At 28.2% G+C, this 13,644-nt stretch carries 8 protein-coding genes; 4 read left to right on the top strand and 4 right to left on the bottom strand.

Features of this window, described 5'->3' with window-relative positions; translation table 11 throughout:
* Nucleotides 1-90: 90 nt before the first annotated feature.
* The 4 genes from MBCUT_RS05065 (at nt 91) to MBCUT_RS05080 (ending at nt 8,901) form a co-directional block, all read left to right on the top strand.
* On the top strand, nt 91-2,946 hold the full coding sequence (locus tag MBCUT_RS05065; protein WP_067259604.1) for a beta strand repeat-containing protein: 2,856 nt from the start codon (nt 91-93) through the stop codon (nt 2,944-2,946).
* Nucleotides 2,947-3,802: 856 nt separating this feature from the next.
* Nucleotides 3,803-5,782 carry a CoB--CoM heterodisulfide reductase iron-sulfur subunit A family protein gene (locus MBCUT_RS05070; RefSeq protein ID WP_067259605.1) on the top strand — a complete coding sequence of 660 codons (1,980 nt, stop codon included), beginning with the start codon at nt 3,803-3,805 and terminating at the stop codon, nt 5,780-5,782.
* A 990-nt stretch (nt 5,783-6,772) separates the two neighbouring features.
* Nucleotides 6,773-8,041: a serine hydroxymethyltransferase gene (glyA, locus tag MBCUT_RS05075; protein ID WP_067259606.1), complete on the top strand. Its 1,269-nt coding sequence runs from the start codon at nt 6,773-6,775 to the stop codon at nt 8,039-8,041.
* Between the two features lie 167 nt (nt 8,042-8,208).
* On the top strand, nt 8,209-8,901 hold the full coding sequence (locus MBCUT_RS05080) for a dihydromethanopterin reductase (acceptor) (protein WP_067259607.1): 693 nt from the start codon (nt 8,209-8,211) through the stop codon (nt 8,899-8,901).
* 169 nt (nt 8,902-9,070) lie between these two features.
* Here the strand turns inward: MBCUT_RS05080 and MBCUT_RS05085 are convergent, their stop codons facing one another.
* The 4 genes from MBCUT_RS05085 to proS all read right to left on the bottom strand — a co-directional run bounded on the left by MBCUT_RS05085 (nt 9,071) and on the right by proS (nt 13,183).
* Nucleotides 9,071-9,466, bottom strand: coding sequence for a DUF192 domain-containing protein (locus MBCUT_RS05085; RefSeq protein ID WP_245634944.1), 396 nt, complete (start codon nt 9,464-9,466; stop codon nt 9,071-9,073).
* A gap of 319 nt (nt 9,467-9,785) precedes the next feature.
* The gene (thiD, locus tag MBCUT_RS05090) at nt 9,786-10,532 is read right to left on the bottom strand and encodes a bifunctional hydroxymethylpyrimidine kinase/phosphomethylpyrimidine kinase (protein ID WP_067259660.1); all 747 of its coding nucleotides are present in this window, start codon (nt 10,530-10,532) and stop codon (nt 9,786-9,788) included.
* Nucleotides 10,533-10,932: 400 nt separating this feature from the next.
* A complete protein-coding gene (gene cofC / locus MBCUT_RS05095; RefSeq protein WP_067259608.1) occupies nt 10,933-11,604 on the bottom strand; it encodes a 2-phospho-L-lactate guanylyltransferase in 672 nt (223 codons plus the stop codon).
* 157 nt (nt 11,605-11,761) lie between these two features.
* Nucleotides 11,762-13,183 (bottom strand): proline--tRNA ligase, encoded by a 1,422-nt coding sequence (proS, locus tag MBCUT_RS05100; RefSeq protein WP_067259609.1) that lies wholly within the window; start codon nt 13,181-13,183, stop codon nt 11,762-11,764.
* Nucleotides 13,184-13,644 lie beyond the last annotated feature (461 nt).

Consider the following 13,644-nt stretch of genomic DNA (forward strand, 5'->3'; position numbering starts at 1 on the left):
TATTCTAAGATCATTATAGAAGATTGGTTACTCTGTCATAATGGGTCGTGAATAACTAATTTAATTAAATAAAAATATTAGAGGTGAATAATGTATAAAAATGAATTTAAGAAATTATCGACATTTTTGATAATTTCCATAATAATAGCTATTGGCGCTCTTTGTTTAATCGGCACAGCAAACGCAGCAGATGTTACTATTGATAACACTACAGGTAGTATAAAAGTTGATGCAATCAGCAATAGTAGCTTTGATGATGGTGATACACTGTACTTAAGTGATGGTGTATACTCAGGATCAAATAATACAGGTCTAACAATCAGTAAAAATATGACAATAGCTGGTAAAAATAAAGGTATGGCAATAATCGACATGGAAAATAGTGGACGGGCATTCACAATAAATGCAGGAATCAACCTAACACTAATAAACCTAACCTTCATAAACGGAAACACCACAAGTAATGGTGGTGCAATTTATTCAACTCAAGCTAACATTACATTAACCATAACCGATTGTACATTCGAAAACAACACCGCAAGTAATACTGGAGCAGTTCATATAAATGGAGCTGGTTCCAACATTACTATCAAAAATTCAGTATTCAAAAACAACACAGCAACTAGTAATTATGGTGCTGCATATCTAAATGGAGCTAATAGTACTAATTTGGTTGATAATTGTACTTTCGAAAACAACGCAGCAGGAACTAGTCATGGTGCTTTACGTATGGATGGAGATGGTTCCAGTAATACTATCAAGAATTCAGTATTCAAAAACAACACAGCAACTAATAATGCTGGTGCTGCACATCTAAATGGAGCTAATAGTACTAATTTAGTTGATAATTGTACTTTTGAAGACAACACTGCAAGTGCTAGTTATGGTGCTTTACGTATGATTGGAGATGGTTCCAGTAATACTATCAAGAATTCAGTATTCAAAAACAACACAGCACGCGATTATGGTGCTGCATCTCTAGGTGGAGTTAGTAGTACTAATTTAGTTGATAATTGTACTTTTGAAAACAACACCGCAAATAATAATTATGGTGCTTTAAGTATGATGGCAGATGATTCCAATAATACTATCAAAAATTCAGCATTCAAAAACAACAATGCAAATCATGATTATAATACTGCATATATAAATGGAGCTAATAGTGCTAATTTAGTTGATAATTGTACTTTCGAAAACAACACCGCAAATAATAATTATGGTGCTTTACGTATGATTGGAGATGGTTCCAATAATACTCTCAAAAATTCAGTATTCAAAAACAACAAAGCAAATAATTATGGTGCTGCATCTCTAGCTGGAGTTAGTAGTACTAATTTAGTTGATAATTGTACTTTTGAAAACAACACTGCAAATCATGATGCTAGTGCTTTACGTATTGGTGGAGAGGGTTCCAGTAACACTCTCGAAAATTCAGTATTCAAAAACAACACAGCAACTAATAGTGTTGGTGCTATTTCCATTTATGGTGATGGTAGTAGTTCTGTTTTGGATAATGTTACTATAGTTAATAATTCTGCTGGTCTTAATGGTGGTGGAATAGGATTTGCTAATAGTAATAATGTGCTTACTATTAAAGATAGTACTATAAATGGTAATACTGCTGTTAAAGAAGGCGGAGCATTATATGCTAATGGTGAAAATCAGACTATCAATATAGAAGGTAGTACTTTAGTGAATAATAGTGCTAAGACTGGTGGAGCATTAGATATTAATGGTGAAGATAGTGAAGTTAATATAGATAATTCATTGTTTGAAAATAATTCTGCTAGTTCTACTGGTGGAGCAATAGATATCAATGGTAATTTACATGAAACTAATATTAACAACTCTACATTCAACAATAACTCCGCTAAAAACGGTGGAGCAATCAACAGTAATGGTCATGATAATAATTTAACAGTTAATAACACTGATTTCAACAACAACAATGCCTCAAATAAAGGTGGAGCAATCAACAGTAATGGTGATAATAATAATATTGTTTTGGATAATTCAACAGCAACTAACAATAATGCACCAGAAGGTGGAGTAATTAGTAGTACTGGTGATGAAAACAAAATAGCTATAGATAACAGTGAATTATCAGGTAACAAAGATGGAATATTAAAAAGTGAAGGTGATAATAACAAAATCACAGTTGACAATTCTACTATAACTAACAATACAGCAAAAGACGGATTAATCAACAATGAAGGAAACAACAACGATGTAACTATCAACAATACTAACTCAACCAATAACACCGGTGATATCGTATCCAATACAGGAAATAATAACACTGAATCAATTAACAACAGTACTATAACCGTTGATGTAACTTATGAAACTAGCACTGTATTAACTGTTGTTTCAGGTAATGGTCAAATCACAATAACAGCAACAGTAACAAGAAAAGACACAGATGAACTATTATCTGGTAAAAAAGTTTATTTCTATGTTAATGGTAAACAAGTAGGTTCAGCAACAACTGATAAATACGGTGAAGCAAGATTCATTTACAAAGTACCAAAAACATCTAATTACAAGGTTTACGCAAAATCACAACAAACAACAATAACCAACAATACAGGCAAATACACATTCAAAGAATCAGCAAGTGTAACAAAAACCATAAATGTTAACAAACCACTAACATCCGCAAAAATAAAAGTTTACAGCAAAAAAACAACTTCAAAAAAGACTAAAAAACACAAAATCTACTACATAACCTACTCAATCAAAAACTACGGAGAAAAAACAGGCTCAAAGACATTCACAAAATCACTCAAAAACATACTCAAAAAACACAAACTCTACAAAATACAAACAACAAAAAACACCAAATACAACTACAACAAAAAATCAAAAATACTAAAAACAATAGTCAAAAACCTAGCACACAACAAAATAGCTAAACTCAAAATAACAATATACAGAAAAGCCTAAAAAAAAATAAATTGTTTTTGCATTATATTTTTTTGGAAAGAAGTTAATTAATCTAACTATTCTTTCCAAACATTCTTTTTTTCCTTCATTCATAATTTAATTAACATTTATTCATTTTCATCTGATTAAAACATTAATAAATTTCATTATACAAAAAATAATCCAAATTCACTGATTATATAAAAATTTATAATAGTTATATAAGAGAGAGTGTCTCATAATTAAGATTTTAAAAAATTTAATAAAAATATTTTACATTTAAAATCTTTAAATATTATATCAAAATAGTCATATTTTTAAATGATTTATATGGAAATTAATTTCATGAAAATTTCTAAAAAATGTGAATTATGAGACAATCCCATCCTTTAAATATTTGCAAAAATCTAGCACCATAATATTTTTAATTTTCTAAATAGCTATCGAATTCATATTTACACTACTATTTGTTTCATTTTTCTGATATTATTCATTTTTACTCGTATTTTGATCATTTAAAAGTTTTTTAGTTAAAATTTTATTATCATATATAAAGTTTACTCAACACTAAAAATAGAAAGCTTTATTTAGGTATATGGCATAATAACACTATCTAAAATTATAAAATTTTTATAGTTTTTTATAAGTATCTTTTATAAATGTTTTTTAATAATTTTTACTAATAAATAAGTTAAAATTGTTAAAAATTAAAAATAGGTTGAAAATAATCAAGTAATTTTATAAGGGATATAATAGCTTAAGCATATAGCTTAAAAATAGTAGAATGATTTTAATAGCTAAATAGCTTTATAAAAAAATGATATAAAAAGTATTTTTTATAAATTAGATTTTGTCAACTTGTACAAGGTGATTTTATATGGCAGAAGAAGAAAGAGATATTAAAAATGAAGAACCACGAATAGGTGTTTATGTTTGCCACTGTGGTGTAAACATTGGTGGGGTTGTAGATGTTCCTGCTGTTGCAGAATATGCAAAGAGTCTTCCTAACGTAGTTCTTGCGAAAGATTATAAATATTATTGTTCTGATCCAGGACAACAAGCAATTCAAGAGGATATTAAAGAGCACAATTTAAATAGAATTGTTGTAGCTGCATGTTCTCCAAGACTTCACGAAGCAACATTTAGAAGATGTGTAAGGGAAGCAGGACTTAACCAATTCTTGTTTGAATTTGCAAATTTAAGAGAACAAGATTCTTGGGTACACATGGGTGAACCTGTAGAAGCTACTAATAAAGCAAAAGATCTTACAAGAATGGCTATAGCAAAAGCAAGATTACTTGAGCCATTAGAAGCTTCAGTTGTGTCTGTGGATAACAAAGCTATGGTTATTGGTGGAGGAGTAGCTGGTATTCAATCTGCTCTTGATTTAGCAGATATGGGTTTTAAAACCTATATGATTGAAAAACAACCTACAATCGGAGGAAGAATGGGACAATTGGATAAAACTTTCCCAACTCTCGATTGTTCTATGTGTATTCTTGCTCCTAAGATGGTGGATGTAGGTAAACACGAAAACATTGAACTCTTGACTTATTCTGAAGTTAGAGAAGTAGGTGGATACATTGGTAATTTCCATGTTAAAGTGGAAAGAAAACCAAGATTCATAGATGAAGATTTATGTGTTGGTTGTGGATCCTGTGTAGAAGTATGTCCTATTGAAATGCCAAATTACTTCGATGAAGGCATTGGTATGGTTAAAGCAGCATATATTCCATTCCCACAATCAGTTCCATTATGTGCTACAATAGATAAAGATTACTGTATTGAATGTAAATTATGTGATCAAATTTGTGAACGTGGTGCAGTAAAGCATGATCAAGAAAGTCAATTCATAGACTTGGATGTTGGTACTATCATAGTAGCTACTGGCTATGATCCATACAATCCTACAGAAAAACTTGAATATGGTTATGGAGCTCATAGTAATGTAATTACCGCTATGGAAATCGAAAGGATGATTAATGCATCTGGGCCTACTGAAGGACATGTAGTTAAACCATCTGATGGTAAAAATCCTAAACGTGTTGCATTTATTCACTGTGTTGGTTCAAGAGATGAAAAAATCGGTAAACCATACTGTTCCAGAGTATGTTGTATGTATTCAATGAAGAATGCTCAATTAATCAAGGATCATGAACCTGATACTGAAGTAACTCTTTACTACATGGATATAAGAGCATTCGGTAAAGGATTTGAAGAGTTCTACAAAAACTCTCAAGAGAAATATGGTATCAAGTTTGTAAGAGGACGACCTTCTGAGGTTATCGAAAATCCTGACTTGACTTTAACAGTTAGGGGTGAAGATACATTATTAAACAAAGTAACTGAATATGATTATGATTTAGTTGTTTTAAGTGTAGGACTCGTACCTCCTGAAGGGGCTGAAGATCTTAGACAAACTATAGGTTTATCTAAAAGTGGAGATGGCTTCTTAATGGAAGCTCACCCAAAACTCAGACCTGTTGATACTTTAACTGATGGTGTATACCTTGCAGGTGTTGCTCAAGGACCTAAAGATATTCCTGATGCAGTTGCTCAAGGTTCTGGTGCTGCAGCTCGTGCAGCTATTCCTATGGTTAAAGGTGAAGTAGAAATTGAACCTATTGTCGCAACTACAGATATTGATATTTGTGGTGCATGTGAAGTTTGTGTTGAACTATGTCCTTATGGTGCAATACAAATTGAAGATGATCAAGCTGCTGTTAATGTAGCTTTATGTAAAGGATGCGGTACTTGTGTAGCTGCTTGTCCTTCTGGAGCTATGGATCAACAACACTTTAAAACCAGCCAGATTATGGCACAAATTGAAGCAGCCCTTGAAGACGTAGGAAAATAATCTTGGAGATTCTCTCCAATTTACTTTTCTTTTTTACTTTTTACTTTTTTACTCATTTTTTTTAATTTAATTTTTCATAATTTAATTTTTCAAATTATATTAACTTTATTCGTCTTTGTCCAAAATGTTCATGATACATTTTTTAAATATGATAAAATGTAATATTCATTTGGAAATTATAACTTTTTTAAAAATGATTATATTAATCAAATATTTTTTTAAATAATTCTTATTTAAGTTAATAAAAATGTTTAAGAATTTAAACACTTTTTAAAGCTTTTTTAAGTGACAAATGAAAATTATAACATGATAAAATTTCCTATTGTGCATAAAATATAAATCTCACCAAGTAGCTTTTTTATTTTTCTATCATGAACAAAATATACAAAGACTTTATTCACCTTCATTTTAATTTTCTAATTCTAATAATCTTCATTTTCAAATATTATATAATTTAAAAACATTATTTTAATATTTTCTCATAATTAATAGCTTTATCAACTTTTTAATTGTTGCACAACTTTAGTTAAAATTAATATACTTTTTATCTAGCTTCAATTGACCATATTACTATTTTTCATTATTCTGTTCATTTTATTTTATAAAAATAATCAAGAAGTTTTATTTCAAAATTATTTTATTTTTAGGAGAATCATGAAAAAATTTATTTTTTTATTTTTTATTTTTATATAAACTTTATTTTTATAAAACTATAGAAAATATAAAAAATTTTGAAAACTATAAATAACTAAAAAACAATATAGAATTTATATAGTTGCTAATTAATTAATAATAAAAAATAGTAAAAAATACTTAAAATTTCCTTTAAAAATAATTAAAATAATTAAAATTAATATAATTTAAATTAATATAATATAATTTAAAAAGTTATAAATTATCTTATTGGGTAATTAGTTTAATTATAATTAATTATTAATTCAAAAACTAATAGCTCTTATCATTGTTTACATATATAACTATGGTGTATAAATGTTTAATAATCAAGAAAACGTTTCAGAATTTCAAAAGTTGATGAAAGAACATAATAGCTGGATGAAAAACAGCATTAATCTAATTGCAAGTGAAAATATAACAAGTTCTCAAGTTCAAGAAGCTCTTGTATCTGACCTTTCCCACAGATATGCAGAAGGAAAATGTGGTGAGAGATTGTATGAAGGGTGTCAATATGTTGATGGTATTGAGGATCTAACTATAAAACTTTCAAAGAAGCTATATAAAGCAGAGCATGTTAATGTTCAGCCTACTTCTGGAGTAGTAGCTAACTTAGCTTCATTTTTTGCATTTTCAAAGCCTGGAGATTTAATGACAGCCCTTGAAGTCCCTGTTGGAGGCCATATTAGCCATGCTAATGTTAGTGCTGCAGGTATTAGGGGACTTACAGTTCATCCACACCCTTTCAATCAAGAGAAGATGAATATTGATACTGATGCTATGGTTAAACAGATTAAACAAGAAAAACCTAAGATAGTTCTTTTAGGAGGAAGCTTATTCCTTTTCCCACATCCAGTTAAAGAAGCTCGAGAAGCTGCTGATGAAGTTGGAGCTAAGGTGATGTATGATGGAGCTCATGTTCTTGGTTTAATAGCTGGTGGAACTTTTCAAGATCCTCTTAGGGAAGGAGCTGATCTTTTAGTTGGAAGTACTCATAAAACATTTCCTGGGACACAAGGAGGTATAATTCTTACTAAAAATGAATATGCAGACAAAATTGACGATGCAGTTTTCCCTGGAGTGGTAAGTAATCATCATCTTCATCATGTAGCAGGTTTAGGAATAGCCACTGCTGAAATGCTGGAATTTGGTTCAGATTATGCCAAACAAATTATTAAAAATGCTAAAGCTCTGGGTCAAAGCCTTCATGATCTTGGTTTCAACGTACTATGTGAAGAGTATGGTTTTACAGAATCTCATCAAGTAGCTTTTGATGTTTCTGCAATTGGTAAAGCTTCAATATTTGCTAAAAAACTTGAAACTAATAATATAATATTAAATAAAAATCTTCTGCCATGGGATGATGTTAATAGATCTGATGATCCTTCTGGTATAAGGGTCGGTACTCAAGAAATTACTCGTAGAGGTATGAAAGAATCTCAAATGAGTGAAGTAGCTGAATTTATAGCAAAAGTAATTAAAGATAATAAAGATGTTAAAATGGAAGTAACTGAATTTATGAATCAATACACTAAAGTTAATTATGCATTTAAAGAAAATGAAGCATATCAATATATTCAATTTTGATAGCATTAATTTTTAATTGAATTAGGCTTTGAAAGTTGATGATAAGGATTATTTATTATTTAAAAGAGATTTAAAAATTAATCATAAGATTTAGATGTTAATTTATTAGTTATATTATAAAAATAAATCAATAACAATACTTACCGTTTAAATTAGGATGAAAAGCTATGAAAATTGCATGGGGCATTACAGGAGCAGGACACTTACTTAGCGAAAGTGTTGAAATTCTTGAGGAACTAGTTAAAGACCATAAAATCACAATTTTTCTATCTAACGCTGGAGAAGAAGTTTTAAAAATGTATGGTCTTTATGAGAGAGTTACTGCTATTACTGGAGGCTATTACAGGGAGTTAGCTCTGGATAGTGATCAAAGTTTTAGCTATCCTATTTCTGGAAGATTGTCTTTAGGTAAATATGATTTATTTATTCTATCTCCTACAACTTCTAATACAGTAGCTAAAATTGTTCATGGAATAGGAGACTCTCTTATGACCACTTCAGTGGCTCAAGCTGGAAAAGGAGGCGTTCAAACTTTAATAGTACCTGTTGATTTAGAAATAGGGGATGTTGAAACTATTCTCCCCTCAAAACTCGAACTTGAAAGCTGTGCTGATTGTGAAACATGTGAAGCTTCTAAAAAATGTAATCAAGGAGCTATTCTACCAAAAACAGAGATTAATCTCTTAAAATGTATTGGATGTGGTGAATGTGAGGATGCTTGTCCATTTAACGCAATATCTGCGGGTAAAAAAATAACAATCCACATGAGGGACATAGACATTGAAAATACTCATAAATTAGTTCTTATGGATGGCATATATGTTTTAAAACATCCTAATGAAATAATGAGACATATTTAGTAATACTTTATTTCTTGCATGTTTATATCATATATTATATTTTATTTCTTGCATGTTTATATCATATATTATATTTTATTTCTTGCATGTTTATATCATATATTATATTTTATTATTGTCTTTCTTTTTTCTATGATATCACATTTTCATTATTATTTTATTTTTAGTTTTATTTAAATTCAGAAGAAAAATCTAGTTTATCTCCTACATTTAAATTATATTCTGAAGCATACCCTTCTTTCATTTCTAAAATATACTTTGATGAATTTTTAGGACTATAAATTTTCCATGGTGGAATTGTAGCTATTTCTAAAATTCTTTTATTTTCATCTAGGAATAAAACATCAATGGTAAATTTCATAAAAAATGTATGAATAGATGATTTGAGCCAATATCTATTTTTTTGAGTTGTTAAAAGTAGGATATAATCTATATCATTTTTAAACATAAGTCCTTTTAATCTTGAAAAATAGCTATTTGCAACTTTTATAGGACCTAAATTGCATTTATTACCTTTTTTTATTAATATAATTTTACTTTTATTCGTGTTATAGATGTTAATCACCCTTTAATTAAAAAATTTAATACTCATTATTTTTAATTATATTATTATATTCAATTATTGTATTATTTTTAATCATGGTCCTGAAAGAAAAAATTCTAATTAATGTTTTATTGGAATATTAATCTATTTCATAAATATAAGTTGTTATTATCTTTAATTTCTAAAATAATCTTTAATAATTTTATTATTAAAAAAATATATATTATGATTATTTAGATTGAGAAATAAATGAATATAAAAGTTTTTAAAAAATATCATTACTTATAAACTTTATTTTCAGGACTATATTTATTTTTTTAAGGTTATTTTTAATAAATGATTAAATGACTTGTTTAAGCGTTCCATACCATCCATTTTCAATAGCTATTTTAACATAATTATTAGCCTTTTCAATAGCTACTTTCAAATCATAACCTTTGATTAGATAGGATGTAATTGCTGCAGAAAAACAACAACCACTTCCATGTGTGTTAGCAGTGTTTATAAGGTCATCTTTAAATAATGTTATTTTATTATTTATATTGAGTACACTGGTACCATTTAAATGCCCCCCGGTTATTAAAACATTACAGTACTTGCCTATTTCTTGGGATGCTTCAATTGCATTGTTTACATCTGATATAGCTATTCCTGAGAAGATCTCAGCTTCTTTGATATTTGGTGTGGTTATTATACAATGAGGAAGTAAATATTTCTTAAGAGCAATAGCTAGTTTGTCCTTTGAAAGAGTGTCACCTGCACTTGCAAACATAACAGGATCTACAACAACTTTCAAATTATATTCTTTTACTTTTTTAGATACAGATTTCACGATTTCTGGAGAATATAGCATCCCTGTTTTTCCATAGTTGATATAATTCCCATATTCATCAAAGATAGAATCGATTTGCTCTTCAATATAATCTGTAGCTATTGGTTGAAGTGAAAAGACTTTCGATGGATTTTGAGCTGTTAAAGCAGTTATAACTGATGTAGCATGAATGCACAATGATGTGAATGTTTTCACATCTGCTAAGATCCCTGCCCCACCTGATGGGTCAAAACCAGCTATTGAAATACCAATCATATATCCGACTTCCATTATTTCATCATTTACTCATTGATTTTAAAGTGTACTCATTATATAATTTAATATTCTTGATAATTAATTTATTGAAAATAAGTTATAAACTATTAATTTAAACTATAGAATAAATCACTAAATAATAATAAATTTTTTAATTGAATTAAAACACGTACATCAAGTAAATTTTGTTTAATAATTATATTTTTTTATATTAAGGTAAATTTTCTTTAATAATTATATTTTTTTATATTAAGGTAAATTTTCTTTAATGAATATATTTTTTATATTATAGGTAAATTTTCTTTAATGAATATATTTTTTATATTATAGGTAAATTTTCTTTAATGAATATATTTTTTTATATTAAGGTAAATTGTTTAATAATTATACTTATAAGATACTATTTTCTTGTAATTTTTAACCTTTCTGTTCCGTGGATTGACTCTACCTCTATGTTTAAGCTATTTAAATAATTTTTTGTCTTTGTTCCATCACCATGAATCATTATTTCTCCAATATCTTCAGTTATGTTAACATCTAAGGATATATAAAATGAATCATAGACTATAGGATCTAATCCTTTATTTTTTGCTTCATTAATATGTTTCATAAAGCTAAAATCCCCAAATTTCATATCAATAGCTAATGGGTTTATCAACAATCCATTTGTTCCCCCTCCTTTTGATGGGCATATGATAAAATCAAGAGCTTTTGCAGATTCAATCAATGGTTGAAGATTTGTTTTAGCTATCAATGGAATATCAGAGGGGATTATGATTACTTTTTCTGTTTTATGCCTACACCAATCCATAGCTTGAGCTATTGCAGTATTTAAATATAAACCTTCATTTTCAACTAAAGTTAAAACTTCTAAGTCATTTGCATATTCTAAAACATCTTTATCTGCACTTATAATAATAACTTCATCCACTACGGGCTTTAATGTGCTGACAACATCTTTTAACATAGCTTTAAGCAATTTTTCTCTTTCTTCTAAATCTAAAAAAGGAGATAATCTTGTTTTAGCATTTGAAAATTTTGACACTGGTATTATTCCATAAATTTCATCCATTATATCCCATCTTAATGTTTTATATTTTTGTAATTTGTTTATATTTTTATATTTTGTTTATATTTTTGTAATTTGTTTATATTTTATATTTTGTTTATATTTGTAACATTCTATTTACTAAGTGATTTAACATGTTTTAGATAATCATCTTCAATGCTTAGTAGGTTTTAGCTATTAAAGCAGAATATTTGGATTTTTTATCACAATGAATGCACTTATCACTATTTAAATCTATAGATTTATCTGTATTGAAGTGTTGTGTTCCTAAAATGTCCATATCAGTTATTTCTTCGATGGATTTTCCACATTCTTCATCTCCACACCATGAAAATGAAACGATTTTTCCGTTGTCTATCAAGCCTTTAACATCATCTAAATTATCAGTGATTACTAGATTGCTTTCCATATTTTTTTGAGCTTGTAGCCTGAGATTATTGGATATTTCCTCAAACAATACTTTAATTTTTGATACATAATCTTCATTTAAGTTTATCTCTATTTTTTCTAATGTATCTCTTCTTACAAGTATGGCTTTATTATTTTTTAGGTCTCTTGGTCCAAGTTCTAATCTTAAAGGAGTTCCGCTTAATTCATAATCATAAAATTTTTTTCCTGCTCTAATGTCTCTTTTATCAATATTGACTCTAATATCTTGAGATTTGAGTACTGTTTCGATTTCTTCACACTTAGCTATTACTTCATCTCCTCCATCTTTGAATATAATAGGAATTATTGTTAATTGATTTGGAGCTATTAGTGGAGGAAGACGAAGACCTTTTTTATCACCATGAATCGCAATTACAGAAGCTATAACTCTATCTGAAAGACCAGCACAAGTTTGGTAGGCATGTTCATGAGTACTATCAGATGTTTCATAAGTTATATCAAAAGTTTTTGCAAAAGTTTGACCTAAATTATGCACGGTTCCAATCTGAAGCGTTTTACCATCTGGAAATAAAGTATCGAAAGCCATCGTGTAATCTGCACCAGGAAATTTATCCCAAACAGGTCGCTTACTTATTAGATAAGGAATTCCAAGCAAATTTAAGAACTCTTTATAATTTCTAACAGCTTCTTTTATCTGGTCATCAGACTCTTCTTTGGTTGCATGGATGGTATGGGCTTCTTTAAATGTTGTAATCTCCCTAACCCTAATCAGTGGTCTTGTGTGCTTTGTTTCATATCTAAAAGTATTAACAACTTGATAAAACTTCATTGGAAGATCAGTATGAGATCTAACCCATAGTGAAAACATTGGATACATAGCAGTTTCACTAGTTGGCCTAATAGCTAGCTTTTTATTTAGTTCACTCTGGCCTCCATGAGTTATCCAATAAACTTCATCTTCAAATCCTTTTACATGTATTCCTTCTTTAGCTAATTCATCTTCTGGGATAAGAAGGGGAAATAAGACTTCTTCATGATCTTTATCAAACAAACTTCTTAATGATTCTAATATGTGTTTTCTTAGTTTGAATCCATTAGGTAACCATACACTCATACCTTTAATTGGATATCTTGAATCTATTATCCTTGCTTCTTCTAAAATATTGTGAAACCATTGGCTGAAATCTTCCATTTAATCACCAAATTTATAAAAATGATTTTTAATTAATTAATTTTAATACTTTTTTATTTCATTAATATTCTTCTATGTTAATTTATGATATTACTATTTTAAGTAGTTTTTTTATTAAACCTTTTTATTATAAATTTTTTTATTATAGAAATATATTTTTAATAACATTTTTATTTTTTATTGTAAATACTTTATTTTAAGATGATTTAGAATATTTTTTAATATTTTACTTTTTAATTATAACATTTTTATTTTTTATTGTAAATACTTTATTTTAAGATGATTTAGAATATTTTTTAATATTTTACTTTTTAATTATTCATTTAGGTTATTCCTATTCTAATATCTATATTTCTAAATCCATAATGATAATAATCTGTGATAAATATAATATTAATAATGATACTAATTATATTAAGGATATACTAGTGGGAATATTAATTATTATGAATTACATGGGC

The sequence above is a fragment of the Methanobrevibacter cuticularis genome (genome assembly GCF_001639285.1).
Classification (GTDB): Archaea; Methanobacteriota; Methanobacteria; order Methanobacteriales; family Methanobacteriaceae; genus Methanobaculum; species Methanobaculum cuticulare.

Excerpts from the sequence above, each read along its gene's own strand:
- MBCUT_RS05065 (WP_067259604.1), top strand. The coding sequence starts at position 91 with ATGTATAAAAATGAATTTAAGAAATTATCGACATTTTTGATAATTTCC.
- MBCUT_RS05070 (WP_067259605.1), top strand. The coding sequence starts at position 3,803 with ATGGCAGAAGAAGAAAGAGATATTAAAAATGAAGAACCACGAATAGGT.
- glyA (WP_067259606.1), top strand. The coding sequence starts at position 6,773 with ATGTTTAATAATCAAGAAAACGTTTCAGAATTTCAAAAGTTGATGAAA.
- MBCUT_RS05080 (WP_067259607.1), top strand. The coding sequence starts at position 8,209 with ATGAAAATTGCATGGGGCATTACAGGAGCAGGACACTTACTTAGCGAA.
- thiD (WP_067259660.1), bottom strand. The coding sequence starts at position 10,532 with ATGATTGGTATTTCAATAGCTGGTTTTGACCCATCAGGTGGGGCAGGG.
- cofC (WP_067259608.1), bottom strand. The coding sequence starts at position 11,604 with ATGGATGAAATTTATGGAATAATACCAGTGTCAAAATTTTCAAATGCT.
- proS (WP_067259609.1), bottom strand. The coding sequence starts at position 13,183 with ATGGAAGATTTCAGCCAATGGTTTCACAATATTTTAGAAGAAGCAAGG.